Origin of the sequence: Aestuariivirga sp., from assembly GCF_044239095.1 — a bacterium.
Lineage (GTDB): Bacteria > Pseudomonadota > Alphaproteobacteria > Rhizobiales > Aestuariivirgaceae > Aestuariivirga.
The window spans coordinates 1-15,639 of sequence record NZ_JBIICB010000077.1 but is presented as its reverse complement, the minus strand read 5'-3'; the positions used below and the strand labels follow the sequence as shown (position 1 = coordinate 15,639).

Genomic DNA, 15,639 nt, shown 5'->3' with positions numbered 1-15,639 from the left:
AGCTGCGTGTTGACCTTGATGAGCCTCGGCGCCTCGACAGGCGTCGGCAGAACGCCCGCATGCATGGCGCCCGGCAGCCGGGCGTAGCTGTTGTCGAAGGCGATGGCGGGTCCGGTTTGGTGCAAGTGTGTCATGGCCACAATATAGGCCCATGCGCTGGAAAGTTCCTCTTCATCACAACATAAAGATTTCTTTATGTGCGCATGGACAGGGGCACCCGCCGCTGCTATAGGACCGCCCGATCCAGGAGATGAGGACAGCCCATGACGAGCACCCGCCACGACTATCACGTTGCCGACATCAAGCTTGCGGACTGGGGCCGCAAGGAAATCGACATGGCCGAGGTCGAAATGCCAGGCCTGATGGCGACGCGGGCCGAATACAAGGCGCTGCAACCGCTGCGCGGCGCCCGCATCTCGGGCTCTCTCCACATGACGATCCAGACGGCCGTGCTGATCGAGACGCTGGCGGCGCTTGGCGCCGATGTGCGCTGGGCCTCCTGCAACATCTTCTCGACGCAGGATCATGCGGCAGCCGCCATCGCCGCCGCCGGCATTCCGGTTTTCGCCTTCAAGGGCGAGAACCTGAAGGAATACTGGGACTTCACCGCCAAGATCTTCGACTGGCCGGATGGCCGCCCGTCCAACATGATCCTCGATGATGGTGGCGACGCGACACTCTATATCCTCCTCGGCTCCAAGGCCGAGAAGGACCCGACGCTCATCGCCCACCCCAAGAGCGAGGAGGAGGAGTATCTCTTCGCCGCCATCGCCAAGCGCATCAAGGAGCAGCCGGGCTGGTTCGACACGGTGAAGGCCGCGATCAAGGGTGTCTCGGAGGAAACGACGACCGGTGTCCACCGCCTCTATGAGCTGCAGAAGAAGGGCGAACTGCCTTTCCCGGCCATCAACGTGAATGACAGCGTCACCAAGTCGAAGTTCGACAACAAGTATGGCTGCCGCGAATCCCTCGTCGATGCGATCCGCCGTGGCACGGATGTGATGATGGCTGGCAAGGTCGCCGTGGTCTGCGGCTATGGCGACGTGGGCAAGGGCTCTGCCGCCTCGCTGAAAGGCTCGGGCGCGCGCGTCATCGTCACCGAGGTGGACCCGATCTGCGCGCTGCAGGCGGCGATGGACGGCTTCGCCGTGCAGACCATCGAGGATGTGGTGTCGACTGCCGACATCTTCGTGACCGCGACCGGCAACAAGGATGTGATCACGGTCGATCACATGAAGCAGATGAAGGACATGGCCATCGTCTGCAACATTGGCCACTTCGATAACGAGATCCAGGTTTCGGAGCTCCGCAACTTCAAGTGGACGAACATCAAGCCGCAGGTGGACATGATCAGCATGCCGTCGGGCGCCCGCGTCATCCTGCTGTCGCAGGGCCGGCTGGTGAACCTGGGCAACGCCACGGGTCACCCAAGCTTCGTGATGTCCGCCTCCTTCACCAATCAGACCCTGGCGCAGATCGAGCTCTTTACGGCCGCCGGCACCGGCAAGTACAAGAATGAGGTCTATGTTCTGCCCAAGCACCTTGATGAAAAGGTCGCGCGCCTGCATCTCGAAAAGCTGGGCGTGAAGCTCACCAGCCTGAAGGACGACCAGGCCGCCTATATCGGCGTCACGCCGCAGGGCCCCTTCAAGCCGGAATATTACCGCTACTGAGATTGTTGCATTCCGGCGCACCGTGTCTTTGGCTATAGGAAGTCGGGGCGGATGACGTGCTGATTCGTGCGTCATCCCGGCACTTGGACCGGAGAAGACATGGGCGCCGGCTTCGGCAACAGCTTGGCGGGCGATTGGGTCGCCCTCAGTGCGGTTCTGGCCGTTGCTGGTGCTTTTGCGCTCCTTGTGTTCGCCCTGCGCCGCAGGACGCGCGAAGCGGCTTCCGCGCAGCGCCGCGTCGCCGAGCTTGAGACCCGCCTTGATGAGTCCGAATCAGCACTTGCGGCCGAAGCGCATGTGATGCTGATCTGGCGCGGCCGCGACCACATGCCGGACCGTCTCGTGGGTTCGATGCATGGTGCGGCCAGCATGCCCTCAGCCCTGGGCGAGGTGGCCGATTTCCGAAAATGGCTCGACCGCGATTCGGCAGGCGCCCTGATTGAATGCCTCGACATTCTCCGCCACGACGGCACACCCTTCAACATCGCGGTCAAGACGCTCGGAGATGAACTTCTCGAGGCGGACGGGCGCACCGCGGGGGGCTTCGCCACGCTGCGCTTCCGGCCGCTGGCGGGCGACCGCCGCAACATCGCAGCACTTGCCCATGAAGCCCACAAATTCGGACGGCAGGCCGAACGGCTAGGGGCTGTGCTTGATGCAGCACCGCTTCCCGTGTGGCTGCGCGGCAGCGACGGGCGGCTGGTCTGGGTGAACCGGGCCTATGCCGCATCGGTTGAGGCGCCTGACGCTGATACCGTCGTCATTCTCGGAACCGAACTTGCCGGCCGCGCCGGACTCGATCGCGCCGCGGCCAGTGCAGCCACGGGCTGCATCGGCCGGGTGCGCGCCGTCGTCTCCGGCTCGATGCGGGCCCTCGACATCTTCGAGGTGGCCGTGCCCGACGGCACCGCGGGCTATGCCGTCGACATGACGGCGCTCGACCATGCCGAGAAGGAACTCGACCGCCACATCAAGGCGCACACCTCCACGCTGAACAAGCTCGACACCGCAATCGCCATCTTCGGGCCTGACCAGCGCCTGCGCTTCCACAACGCCGCCTATGCCGCCCTCTGGCCGCTCGATCCGGACTGGCTCGACACCCACCCCACCGACGGCGAGATTCTCGACCGGCTGAGGAGCCAGCGCTGCATTCCCGAACAGGCGAACTACCGCGAATGGCGTACCCGCCAGCTGTCCGCCTACACCACGATCGAGATGCGCGAGAACTGGTGGTACCTGCCCGACGGCCGTTCGCTGCACGTGGTGTGCGAGCAGCATCCCTTCGGCGGCGTCACCTATCTCTACGAGAACGTCACCAAGGAGCTGCTGCTCGAAAGCCGCTACAACGAGTTGATCGGCGTCCAGCGCGAGACGCTCGACAACCTCGAGGAGGGCATCGCGCTTCTCGGGTCGGATGGGCGCCTCAAGCTGTTCAACCCGGCCTTCGCGCGCTTCTGGCGGCTCGATCCCGCCTTCCTCGAGACCGAGCCCCACATCGAGGAACTTGCGTCGCATGGACGTGAGCTCGTGCCGGAGCCGGGCGCATGGGATGAGGTGCGCTACAGCGTGACCAGGCTCGATTCGGAGCGCAAGCCCATCACCGGCAAGATCAACGCGGCAGACCGCGTGCTGCAATACACCGCCGTGCCGCTGCCCGACGGCAACACGCTGCTGACCTTCGCGGATATCTCCGATTCCGCCCGCATGGAGCGCGCGCTGCGCGACCGGGCAGATGCGCTGGAGGCCGCCGACCGCCTCAAGAACATGTTCCTGTCGAACGTGTCCTATGAGATCCGCACGCCCCTGACCTCGATCCTCGGCTTCGCAGAGGGCCTGCAGCTCGGCCTCGCAGGCCCCCTGACGCCCAAGCAGCAGGACTATGTCCGCGACATCCGCAAGTCCTCGGCCGATCTGAAGACCATCATCGATGCCATCATCGACCTCACCGCCATCGACGCCGGCGCCATGGAGCTGAAGCTCGAGCACGTCGACATCACGGACCTGCTCGAGGCCGTGGCCGAGAAGCTGGCGGGCGCCATCGAGGCGCGCGACCTCACGCTCAACATCGAGGTGGGTGCGGATGTCACGAGCTTCATCGCCGATCCGAAGCGGGTCGAGCAGGTGCTCACCAACCTGCTCTCGAACGCCATCGGCTTCTCGGAGCCCGGCGCCACTGTCCGCATGGGCGCCAAGCGCAGCCGCAACATGCTGCAGCTGTGGGTGTCCGACTCGGGCCGCGGCATCGAGCCCGAGTTCCAGAAACAGGCCTTCGACCGCTTCCAGTCGCGGCCCGTTCCGGGCGGCCACCGGGGGCCGGGCCTTGGCCTTGCCATCGTCAAGAGCTTTGTCGAACTTCACGAAGGGCAGGTCTCGCTGCTCTCCAAGATCAACCAGGGCACGACGGTTCTCTGCACCTTCCCGGTGGACGGGCCGGGGGCGGGACAGCGGGGCAGCACCGTGCCAGAAATCCGGAAGACGGCCTGACCACCATGCATGTGACCCGCCGCTTCGATACGGCCGCAGCTCTCGAGGAATTTGCCGCTGAACTCTCGCTGTTCGCCCGGCCCGGAATGGCGATTTTGCTCAGGGGCGAACTGGGCGCCGGCAAGTCCACCTTCGCACGCGCCTTCATCCGCGCCCTTGCCGGCGGCGCCAGCTTCGACGTGCCGAGCCCGACCTTCACCCTCGTCCAGACCTATGATGAAACCCGCGTGCCTGCGGCCCACGCCGATCTCTACCGGATCGGCTCCAGCCAGGAGCTGGACGAGCTGGGCCTCACGGAGATGCTCGAGACCCATGTGCTGGCTGTCGAATGGCCCGAGAAGATGCTGGGCTGGCAGATCGCCGACCGCTTGCTGATCGAGCTGTCGGGTGCAGGCTCCTGGCGCGAGGCGGCGATCACGGCATCGGGTGCCTGGGAACAGGCCCTCGACCGCAACGATGCCATCCGCGGCTTCCTCGCGCAGACGCGCTGGAACAACGCCGAGCGCCGCTTTCTGGAAGGTGATGCCTCCTTCCGGCGTTACGAGACGCTGCACATGGGGGCAGCTGGCGCAGTGCTGATGGACATGCCCGCGCGGCCCGACGGCCCGCCGGTGCGGGACGGCAAGCCCTACAGCGCCATCGCCCATCTGGCGGAGGACATCCGCGCCGTGATCGCCGTGAACCAGGTGCTGGTGGAACGCGGCTACAGCGCACCGCGCGCCGAGGCCCATGACCTCGGCTCGGGCCTTGCCGTGATGGAGGATCTGGGGCGCAAGGTCTATGGGCGCATGATGCTCGCGGGGGAGGACATGCGCGAGCCCATGTCCGCAGCCGTCGGTGTCCTGGCAGACATGGCGCGGCAGACGTGGCCGGAACAGGTGCCGCTCGACGGTGGCGTCTATGTGGTGCCGCCCTACGACATCGAGGCGCAGATGATCGAGGCCGATCTCCTGGCCTCATGGTTCTGGCCCCATGTCGTGGGCTCGGACATTCCCGATGCCGCACGCGCTGAATTCGAGGCGCTGTGGCGCGGTCTTCTTCCGCTCACCCAGGGCGGACGGCGCGTGTGGGCGTTGCGCGACTATCACTCGCCGAACCTCCTGTGGCTGCCTGAGCGCGAGGGCCTGAAGCGCGTTGGCATCATCGACACGCAGGACTGCCTCATGGGCCATCCCGCCTATGACCTCGCCTCCATGCTGCAGGATGCGCGGGTCGATGTGGACGCGGCCGTGGCCGGCGATCTCCATGAACACTATTGCCGCCTGAGGGCCAGCGACCCGCACTTCGACCGGCAGGCGTTCGATGCCGCCTTTGCGGTGCTGGGCGCCCAGCGCGCCACCAAGATCCTCGGCATCTTCGCGCGGCTCTCGAAGCGCGATGGCAAGCACGGCTACCTTCGCCACGTTCCGCGCGTCTCGCGCTATCTCGAGCGCAACCTGGCGCATCCGGAGCTCCAGGCGCTGAAGGCATGGTTCGACCGGCACCTTCCCGCGCAGCAACGCGAACAGCCAAGATGAGCGTGGGCGAAACCGCCATGGTGCTCGCCGCGGGCTTCGGCCAGCGCATGCGGCCCCTGACGCTCACCCGGCCCAAGCCCCTGGTCGAGGTCGCCGGAAAGGCGCTGATCGAGCATGGTTTCGAGCGGCTGCGGGCGGCGAAGGTCGCCACCGCGGTGGTGAACGTCCACTATCTTCCTGAACAGCTCGAAGAATGGGCCGCGCGCCAGCCTGCCACCCCGCGTGTCGTCATCTCGGACGAGCGCGGAGAGATCCTCGATACTGGCGGCGGCATCGTGCACGCCTTGCCCCTCCTGGGTGCTGCGCCATTCTTCGTCATCAACAGCGACAGCTTCTGGGTCGATGAGGGCGAGCCCGCACTTGATCGCCTGCGCGCTGCATGGGACGATGCGCGCATGGATTGCCTGCTGCTGCTCTCCCCGCTCGACCGCACCGTCGGCTATGACGGCACGGGCGATTTCGTGTGTGACGCCGCAGGGCGCCTCCAGCGGCGCGCGGCCGTGCCGGAGGGCACGCCGCTTGCCTACAGCGGGGCCTATCTCGTTGCGCCACGCCTGTTTGCGGGAGCGCCTGATGGCAAGTTCTCGATGAACCTGCTTTGGGACAAGGCCATCGCGGCGGGACGGCTCTTCGGCATCGTGCACCGCGGGCGCTGGCTGCATGTCGGAACGCCTGAGGCGATCCCCCTTGCCGAAGCGGCCCTCGGGGCATGAGAGATGGCCGCTGACGCTCCGCGGTTGTTCACCATCCCGCCAGACAGGCCCTTTCTCGAGGCACTCGCCCGCGCCGTGCTCGGCGGGTTTCCCTGCGCGGACCCGAAGCCTCCCGGCGGGCTCGCACTGGGTGGCTGGACGATCCTGCTTCCCACCCGCCGCGCCGTGCGTGAACTGGAAGAAATCTTCTTCCGCCTGACGGGCTCCACCGGCGTGCTGCTGCCACGCATCAGTCCCCTGGGCGACATCGACGAGGATCTCCTGGCGCCCGGGCAGGGCGGCGATGATCTCGGAACGCCGCTCACCGCCCCCGGCCAGCACCTGCTGCTGATGGAGCTGATCGATGAATGGGCAAGGGCACACCCCGCCACCAGGCTTGCCCGGGAGATCGCCGCCGCACCCCACCAGGTGGGAGGGCTCGCCTCCTCACTCGCTGAATTTCTCGATGCCATTGAGACCGAGGACGTTGACCTCGTCAGGCTGCCGGAACTCTACAGTCTCGAATCGGCCCGCCACCGCGAGGCCATTCTCGAATTCCTCGCCATCGCACGGGAGAAATATCCCCAGCGCCTGATGGCCGAGAAGGCCATAGGCCCGCAGGCGCGGCGCTCCGCCATGCTGCGGCGCGAGGCGCGCAGGCTCACCTTCACCCAAACGCAGAGGCCCTTCATCGCGGCGGGCTCCACCGGGTCCATTCCGGCCACCTGCGAGCTGCTGAAGGCCATCGCCGGGTTGCCCAATGGCGCTGTCGTTCTTCCCGGCCTCGACCAGGAGATGGATGAGGCAAGCTGGACGGCGCTGGGTCCCACCCACCCGCAGCACGGCCTCAAACAACTGCTCGCCAGGCTCGGCACGGCGCGCGCGAGTGTGGCGGCGCTCGGCGAGGCCGCGGGCCCAAGAAGCTGGCTTGCAGGAGAACTCATGCGGCCAGCCGAGACCGCCCATCTCTGGCACGTGGCCCTGAAGGGCCGCGACGCGCTGGTCGCCGCCGCCATGACGGATGTGGAACTCGTCGAGACGCGCTCGCTCCAGGAAGAGGCGATGGCGGCCGCCCTCATGCTGCGCGAATGCCTGGAAACGCCGGGCCGCACCGGCTGCCTCATCACCCCCGACCGCCAGCTCGCCCGCCGCGTGAAGGCAGAGCTCGGGCGCTGGAATATCACCATCGATGACTCCGCGGGCGAACCGCTGGTGCGCCATGCCGGCGCCTCGCTCCTGAACCTGCTGCTCGAAGGGCTGCTCCAGGGTTTTTCCGCCGGAACGCTGGCAGCCCTGTTGCGCCATGACCTCGCACGCTTCGGGCTGGCGCCTGAAGAGGCCCGCCACCATGCGAGCCTGATCGAGATCGCCCTCCTGCGCGCTGGCACCGGTGCGCCCGAGATCGGCCGCCTCACCCATGCGCTGCGCATGGTGGCCGAGGAGCAGAAGGTGCGGTCCTCCCATCTCCTGCTGCGTGCCGTGACGGCTGAGCAGTGGGAGAGGACCATCGCGCATGCAGGCATGGTCGCGCGTGTGCTGGAGCCGCTTCTGGCCAGCCCGCCCAGGATCCTCGCGGCCCATCTCGATAGCCTGTCTGCGGCCTGCGAGGCCATCGCAGGCGAGGCCTTGTGGCGCGGCGAGGGCGGCGAGGTGCTCCGCGATGCCCTGGGCCTCCTGCGCGAGGAGTCACGCTTGCTCAGCGACTGCGACCTGCCGCGCGCGGCGGCCATCATCCGCCACTGGCTCCACATGATTCCGGTCCGCAGCAAGCGGCGCAACACTTCGCCACTTGCCATCCTTGGCCTGCTCGAGGCGCGGCTGATGCGGGCGGACGTGACGGTGCTCGCCGGCCTCAACGAGGGCGTCTGGCCGGGGCCTGCTGACTGCGGGCCATGGATCAACCGTCCGATGCGCGAATTGCTGGACATGAAGCAGCCCGAAAGCCAGATCGGCCAGACCGCGCACGACTTCGTGCAGGCCTTCGGCAACCCTTGCGTGAAGTTGATCTGGTCACGCCGCATCGGCGATTCGCCTGCAACGCTTTCGCGCTGGATCCTCCGCCTGCAGATGATCCTCGATGCGGCCGGGCTCAAGGACCGGTTCTCGGCGTCCCGTTGGCCGCAACTGGCGCGCAGCCTCTCAGAGCCGCAGGCCGTCACGCCAACCGGCATGCCGAAGCCAAGGCCGCCCACCGCGCTGCGGCCCAGGGCGCTGAGCGTCACCCGCATCGAAAAGCTCATCCGCGACCCCTATGCCATCTACGCGCGGCATGTGCTTTTGCTCGAGCCGCTGAAGCCCATCGCAGCCGAGCCCAACCCGGCGCGCCGCGGCATCATCTTTCACGGCGCCATCGGCGATTTCCTCACCGCCTTCCCGCAGGCGCTTCCAGAAGATGTGGCTGGCATGCTCGAAGGCCATGGCAGCCGGCACTTCGGACAGATCGCGGATTACCCCGCGCTCGTCAGCTTCTGGTGGCCGCGCTTCCGCCGCATCGCGCAGTGGTTTGCGGATGAGGAACAGGCCCTGCGTGAGGGCGTGGAGCGGGTGCTGGCCGAGCGCAATGGCGCCATTGAACTGGCCATTGCCGGTGAGCCCTTCCGCCTCAGCTGCCGTGCCGACCGCATCGACATCATGGCGGACGGCACGGCGCGGATCATCGACTACAAGACCGGGAGCGTGCCCACAGGTAAGCAGGTCGAGTCAGGCCTCGCGCCACAGCTGACGCTGCAGGCCGCGATCCTCGCGCGCGGCGGCTTTCCGGAGGCGGGGGTAAGGACCACCTCCAGTATCGCCTATGTCTATCTTAGCGGCGGTGAGCCAGCGGGCAAGGTGACGCCGCTCGATTTCGCCGTGATGGACGTGGCCGAAAGGCATCTCGGCCAACTCGTGAAACTTCTTGCCGCCTATGCCTTGGAGACGCAGCCCTATTACCCTCGCGTCCGGATGGCGAAGGAGGACGACGAGGGCGACTATGACCACTTGTCCCGCTTCCGCGAATGGTCACTCTCCGGAGACGCCGTATGAGCCGGAACATGCAGGCAAGCCGCGCCCAGCTGCGGGCCTCCGACCCTTCGGCCACCGCCTGGGTCAATGCCAATGCGGGTTCCGGCAAGACCCATGTGCTGGTCGACCGCGTCATCCGCCTGTTGCTCACGGGTACGGAACCCTCGCGCATCATGTGCCTGACCTTCACCAAGGCGGCCGCCGCGGAAATGGCGAACCGCCTGTTCGAAAGGCTGGGCAAATGGATCGTGCTGGACGACCAAGCTCTCGCCGCGGAGCTGGCGAAGCTTGATGCGCCCCGGGCCGGTGCAGCGCTGCTGGAGCGTGCCCGCCAGCTCTTCACCCGCGCGCTCGAGACGCCGGGTGGCCTGAAGATCCAGACCATTCACGCCTTTTGCGAACGCGTGCTGCAGCTGTTTCCCGTCGAGGCGGGTGTCGTGCCGCATTTCACCATGCTGGATGACCGCGAGTCGCTGAACCTGCTGCAGGCGGCGCGCAACATGGTGCTCATGGAGGCGAAGTCCGGTGGCACCTCGCAACTGGGCGCGGCGATACTCGACATTGCCAACCGGGTCAGTGCGGATGATTTCGACAAGCTTCTCAACCAGCTCCTCGCCAAGCGTTCGAACCTTCGCGCCCTGTTTGATGGCGAAGACGGATTTCAACAGGCGGAGAGCCTTCTGCGCACTTATCTGGGTCTCGAGCAGGGCCTGACGAAGGAGATGCTGCAGTCGGGTCTTGCTTGTGATGTGCAGCGCTATCTGGAACTGGCGGCGTTGCTTGAAGGCGGCAGCAAGAACGAGAAAGCCACCGCGCAGGCTATCCGCAGGGCTTGCGCCGAAGGTGATACACTCATGCAGCTTCGCGAGGTGCTGCTGACGGACAAGTCAGAACCGCGCGCGTGGGTGGCGAACAAAACGACCCATGGCAATCATAGCTGGATCGATTCTTTCGTCAGGCCGGATCAGGTTCGTCTCGTTGAAGCCCTGGGCCGCCTGGGCGATCTCGAATGCCTGTCCGCCACCCAGTCGCTGCTCCGCCTCGGCAGCGCCATCATCGAAGCGTTCGAAAAGGCCAAGCGCAGCCGAGGCGCCTATGATTTTGACGACCTCATCACCCGGACGGGCGAATTGCTGCGCGACAGGCCCGATGCGGCCTGGGTGCTCTACAAGCTGGATGGCGGCATCGAGCATCTTCTGGTGGACGAGGCGCAGGACACGAGCCCGATGCAGTGGGATATCATCCGTTCACTGACGGATGAGTTCTTCGCCGGCGAAGGCCGCCACGGCCGCAAACCCCGGACACTCTTTGTCGTCGGAGACCGCAAGCAGTCGATCTATTCCTTCCAGGGTGCTGACCCCAACGTCTTCGAGCGCGTGCTGGAAGACGTCCGGGGCCAGGTCGAGGGTGCGGGCCAGGAACTCCGCGCGGTCGATTTCAGCGTTTCCTTCCGCTCGGCGCCTGAGATCCTCGAGGCTGTCGATCTTGTCTTTGCGCCGGAGACCGAGGCCCGCACCGGGCTTGATGGCACCGTGCGGCGCGACTGGCACCACGAGGCGAACCGCCGCGACGCGCAGGGAACGGTCGAGGTCTGGCCGCTTCATGAATGGGACGAGGACGAGGACCGCAATCCCTGGCAGGCGCCGGTTGACCGTGAGCCCGCGGGCTCGCCGCGGCGCAGGCTGGCTAAGGAACTTGCGCGCAGCATCAAGGGGTGGATCGGAAACCGCATGCTGCCGGCGCGCGGCCGCACGGTCCAGCCCGGCGACATCCTGATTCTGGTCAAGAACCGTAACAGCTTCTTCGATGCGATGATCCGCGCGCTGTGGAATGAGCACGTGCCGGTGGCGGGCGCGGACCGGCTGAAGCTCGGGGAGAACATCGCAGTGCTCGACCTGATGGCGCTCGCCCAGTTCGCCCTGATGCCGGAGGATGACCATGCGCTGGCCTGCCTGCTGAAGAGCCCGATTTTGGCGCGGCCCTTGAGCGAGGAGGAGTTGCTGCAGGCAGCAGCCGGACGCGGCGCTCTCTCGCTGTGGGAAAGCCTTGCGCGGCAGGATGCACTGCCCTTCCGCGATGCCGTGCGGATGCTCCGCCCCCTCGTCAGCCAGGCGCCGGCGGCGCGGCCCTTCGAATTCCTCTCGGGCGTGCTGGCGGATGCGCGGTTGCGCTTCGTGTCGCGGCTCGGCTCTGAAGCCAATGACGCGATCGACGCACTGCTCGACCGTGCGCTCGATCATGAGGAGGCGCATGGCACCTCCCTTGCCGGCTTCGTCAACTGGTTCCAGGCCGGCGAGATCGAGATCAAGCGCAACATGGAACAGGGCGTGGGAGAGGTGCGCGTCATGACCGTGCATGGCGCAAAGGGGCTCGAGGCGCCCATCGTCATCCTGCCCGATACGGCGGGCGGGCATGAATCGAAGCGGAGCGGCCCGCTGCTTTTTCTGGAGGGCGCCACCGGCCAGGAGAAAGTGCCGCTATGGCCCGTGCCCGGCCTCAAGGCGGCCAAGCAGGTCAAGGCGCTGAAGGCTGCGCAGAAGGATGTCGAGACCGCCGAGTACCGCCGCCTGCTCTATGTGGCGATGACCAGGGCCTGCGATGAACTCTACGTCTGCGGCTACAGCGGCAAGCGGGAGCAGATGGCGGATTGCTGGTACAATATGATGCGCGCCGCCCTCGAGGCCCGGATGGTGCCGCTGCCCGGCGGCATCTTGCGGCTTGGCGCAGCGCCGGTTCAGGGCTCGCTGGCCTCGCCCGAAGAGCCGGCCACGCCGGTTGCCGCCTGGCCCGCCTGGATCGGGCGCGCGGTGGAGGAAGCGTCGGCACCTCCCTTTGAGCCGCCCCCCAGGCGGAGCGGGGCGGGGGTGGACCGTGGCATCCTGGTCCACCGCATCCTGCAGCAGCTTCCCGATCTGGCGGAGGAGGAGCGCCCGGCCTATATCGCCGCCGCCGTGAGGCGCGCGGGGGCCGATCCCGCGCTTGCCGGCCAACTCAACCGGCTGATTGCCGATCCGGTGCTGGAGGGCATCCTGTCTGCCGAAGGCCATTCGGAGGCCTGCCTCATCGTCGAGGGTGCGGGCGGGCTCATGGAGCGCCGCCGCCTCGACCGGCTGGTGATCACCCCCGGTGGCATCCTCGTGGCGGACTACAAGACCGACCGGCTGGTGCCCGAAACGCCTGAAGCCTGCAACCCGGAATATCTGATGCAGCTCGCAGCCTACCGGGACGCCCTGCGCCTCGTGGAGCCGGGCCGGCCGCTGAGCTTCTGCCTGGTCTGGACGGAGACGCCGAAGCTGATGCATATCCCCGGCACGCTCCTCGATCGCATGGCCGGCCTGCGTCCGCCCCGGCCTTGACCGCGGGGGATCGGGCTCCTACCTTCCGCATTCCAGCGCAACGGCGGCTCCCGCCACAGCTTTCAAGAGGTTCCCATGGCCACCCATAAGGTGTCTGACACTTCCTTCGAAAAGGACGTTCTCCAGTCCGACACGCCCGTCGTGGTGGATTTCTGGGCCGAGTGGTGCGGCCCCTGCAAGATGATCGGCCCGGCGCTCGAGGAGATCGCCGCAAGCCTCGGCCCCAAGGCCAAGATCGTAAAGATCAACATTGACGAGAACCCCACCACCCCGTCGCGCTATGGCGTGCGCGGCATCCCCACGCTCATGGTCTTCAAGGGCGGACAGGTGGCGGCCACCAAGGTCGGTGCTGCGCCCAAGAACCAGCTTCAGGCCTGGATCGAGCAGTCGATCTGATCCGCTTTTAAGGTTTCCCAGCAATGGCCGCTCGCTTGCCGGGCGGCCATTCTGCGTTTTGCATTCCGCCTTGATCTTGCCATGAGACCAGCGGCATAGGGGGCGCCTTTGGGCGTGGCGAAGCGCCCGGCGTGAGGATGTGTAATTGACAATGGTGAATGCGGAGGCCGTGCCCAATCCGGGCAAGGCCGCGCGTGGTGCGCAGTGGGCAAGGCGGGCCGCCCGCGTGGCCCTTCAGCTGCTCTTGGTCTATGTGATCCTCCTCGCCGTCCATGCCTGGCTCGGCCGCTGGACACCCGTCTACCTCGAAGGCCGCGATCTCTGGCATTTCTGGTTCACCCGCATGGTGGTGCCGATGGTGATGCTGGGTGTCTTTGCCTCCGCCGCGCGCCTCGTCCCGGCAGGAATCATGCTGGCGTCCGCCTTGCTGTTCATCGGAACGCTCTCGGCCATCAAGCGCGGGTCGACGGGCGAGCCCTTCCAGGTGAGTGATGTCTTCCTCTCAGGCCAGTCGGTGCATCTGCTGCACTATGTCGAGTGGCATCACTGGCTGCTCGGCGCCGCCATCATTCCGGCAGCGGTCTACTATGCCGCCAATCTGCGGCTGCGCTGGTGGAGCGTTCCCGTGGCGCTGCTTTGCGTGGGCCTTCTCGCCACCTACCGCATCGAAGGGGTCTCGAAGTGGATCCACGGCAATTCCTGGTGGATCGGTGTCGAGAACCTCACCTTCAGCCAGGCCGAAAGCGAGCGCATGAACGGGCTCGCCACGCATCTCTATTTCTCAACCGCCGGTCTGCGCCTCAAGTCCTTCAGCGAGGCCGAGGTGTCGCGCGCGCTGGAGCAGCTTGGCGCGCCGGCGCCGTCCGCTGCGGCCGTGAGCCCGGCTCCCGATCTCTACCTCATCCTCGGCGAAGCCTGGTGGCGCGACCCGCATGACCCGCACTCGCCGCTCGACCAGCTCAAGCCACACGGCTTCACCGAGAGTTCCGCCGTCTCGCCCGTCTATGGCGGAACCACGCCCAATGCGGAGTTCGAGGTGCTGACGGCGATCCCGATCAAAAGCTTCCAGGCGGGCATCATCCCCTACCAGCATTATGTGCAGTACATCACCGAATCCTCGCGCAGCCTGGCCCGGCTGCTTGCCGGAAACGGCTATGCCGCCACGGCCTACCACAATTTCACGCGCCGCTTCTGGCTCAGGGACCAGGTTTACCCGAAGCTCGGCTTCGAGCGCTTCGTGAGCATGGAAGAGATGTCGCTCGTCATCCAGCCGAATGACTGGCCGACGGATAAGGGGCTCTATCAGTCCGTCCTCAAGACCATCGGCGGTAGCAAGCCGCAATTCCACTATATCGTCACGGTCGAGACGCACGGCCCCTATGTGAAGGACAAGGCTGACGAGGAGGGGCACAACGGCGTCAGCGACTATCGCCGCAGGCTGGACAATGCCGTCCAGTCGCTGGCGGCCTTCAAGCAGGAGCTTGACCGGAAGGGCAGGCCTTATGTGCTCGTCATATTCGGCGACCATCTGCCAGGCCTGCGCCGTCACCAGTGGAAGCTTGGCATGACGTCCGAGTCGGACCCGCGCCTCCGGCAGGTGCCGGTGCTCATTGCGGGCAACACCGGGGATCTTCCGGGTTTCGCCCGTGCCATCGCCAACCGGCCGCTCTACTGCATGGCGCCGCTGCTGCTTGATGCGGCCGGCCAGCCCAGCGCGGACCGCTACATGAACCATGTGGGCGAAAAGTGCCGCCAGTCCGAAGCGCCGATGCTGAGGCCCGCTGAGGCCGTCATCCAGAACCAGCTGTTTTCGCGCTCACCCATGTAGGCGCAGGCGGGGTGCGGCGCAGATCACTCCTCGTCGAACTTGCTGGCCACCAGCTCCGACAGTGCCCTGAGTGCTTCCTCGGCCTCTGGCCCGTGGGCCTCGACCGAGATCGAGGTGCCGATCGCAGCGCCCAGCATCATCAGTCCCATGATTGAGGTCGCAGGCACCGACATGCCGTCGCGGCTCACCGTGATGTCGGCGTTGAAGTTCTCCGCGCACTTGACGAATTTTGCCGAAGCGCGGGCGTGCAGGCCGCGCTGGTTGATGATCGCCAGCTCTCTCGCCGTACCCGTTGCCGTGCCCGTCACCGTCAGTCTCCCAGTATCTGGCTGGCGACGTTGATGTACTTGCGTCCCGCATCCTGTGCGGCGGTCGCGGCCTTGTCGAGGGGGTAGTCCTTGCGGATACGCGCCAGCTTCACCAGCATGGGCAGGTTCAATCCAGCCACCACCTCGACCCGGCCGATCTCGAGGAGCGAGATGGCGAGGTTGGAGGGTGTGCCGCCGAACATGTCGGTGAGGATGATCACGCCCGAACCGCTATCGACCCGGCCCACGGCGCCAGCAATGTCGGTGCGGCGGTTTTCCATCCGGTCGTCAGGTCCGATCGCCACCGTCTCGATTGCCGCCTGCGGCCCAACCACATGCTCCAGCGCCGAGCGGAACTCCTCCGCCAGGCGGCCATGGGTGA

10 protein-coding genes are annotated in these 15,639 nt (G+C 66.3%); 8 read left to right on the top strand and 2 right to left on the bottom strand.

The window, feature by feature from the left end; translation table 11 throughout:
• The first annotated feature begins 263 nt into the window (after positions 1 to 263).
• The 8 genes from ahcY to ACILRA_RS09280 all read left to right on the top strand — a co-directional run bounded on the left by ahcY (position 264) and on the right by ACILRA_RS09280 (position 14,949).
• Positions 264 to 1,673 (top strand): adenosylhomocysteinase, encoded by a 1,410-nt coding sequence (gene ahcY / locus ACILRA_RS09315; RefSeq protein ID WP_395661827.1) that lies wholly within the window; start codon positions 264 to 266, stop codon positions 1,671 to 1,673.
• Between the two features lie 99 nt (positions 1,674 to 1,772).
• The gene (locus ACILRA_RS09310) at positions 1,773 to 4,157 is read left to right on the top strand and encodes an ATP-binding protein (RefSeq protein ID WP_395661826.1); all 2,385 of its coding nucleotides are present in this window, start codon (positions 1,773 to 1,775) and stop codon (positions 4,155 to 4,157) included.
• Between the two features lie 5 nt (positions 4,158 to 4,162).
• Complete coding sequence (gene tsaE, locus ACILRA_RS09305) at positions 4,163 to 5,674, top strand: tRNA (adenosine(37)-N6)-threonylcarbamoyltransferase complex ATPase subunit type 1 TsaE (RefSeq protein ID WP_395661825.1); 1,512 nt, start codon at positions 4,163 to 4,165, stop codon at positions 5,672 to 5,674.
• On the top strand, positions 5,671 to 6,387 hold the full coding sequence (locus tag ACILRA_RS09300) for a nucleotidyltransferase family protein (protein ID WP_395661824.1): 717 nt from the start codon (positions 5,671 to 5,673) through the stop codon (positions 6,385 to 6,387). The genes tsaE and ACILRA_RS09300 overlap by 4 nt, the downstream gene beginning before the upstream one ends.
• Before the next feature lie 3 nt (positions 6,388 to 6,390).
• Complete coding sequence (gene addB, locus ACILRA_RS09295; protein ID WP_395661823.1) at positions 6,391 to 9,390, top strand: double-strand break repair protein AddB; 3,000 nt, start codon at positions 6,391 to 6,393, stop codon at positions 9,388 to 9,390.
• Complete coding sequence (gene addA, locus ACILRA_RS09290; protein WP_395661822.1) at positions 9,387 to 12,725, top strand: double-strand break repair helicase AddA; 3,339 nt, start codon at positions 9,387 to 9,389, stop codon at positions 12,723 to 12,725. The genes addB and addA overlap by 4 nt, the downstream gene beginning before the upstream one ends.
• Positions 12,726 to 12,800: 75 nt before the next feature.
• Positions 12,801 to 13,121 carry a thioredoxin gene (gene trxA / locus ACILRA_RS09285; protein ID WP_395661821.1) on the top strand — a complete coding sequence of 107 codons (321 nt, stop codon included), beginning with the start codon at positions 12,801 to 12,803 and terminating at the stop codon, positions 13,119 to 13,121.
• Positions 13,122 to 13,272: 151 nt separating this feature from the next.
• Positions 13,273 to 14,949 carry a sulfatase-like hydrolase/transferase gene (locus ACILRA_RS09280; protein ID WP_395661828.1) on the top strand — a complete coding sequence of 559 codons (1,677 nt, stop codon included), beginning with the start codon at positions 13,273 to 13,275 and terminating at the stop codon, positions 14,947 to 14,949.
• Between the two features lie 23 nt (positions 14,950 to 14,972).
• Here ACILRA_RS09280 and ACILRA_RS09275 read toward each other — a convergent pair whose 3' ends face one another.
• The gene (locus tag ACILRA_RS09275) at positions 14,973 to 15,257 is read right to left on the bottom strand and encodes an HPr family phosphocarrier protein (RefSeq protein WP_395661820.1); all 285 of its coding nucleotides are present in this window, start codon (positions 15,255 to 15,257) and stop codon (positions 14,973 to 14,975) included.
• 2 nt (positions 15,258 to 15,259) lie between these two features.
• A partial coding sequence (locus ACILRA_RS09270) for a PTS sugar transporter subunit IIA (RefSeq protein ID WP_395661819.1) occupies positions 15,260 to 15,639 on the bottom strand: 380 nt, incomplete at its 5' end.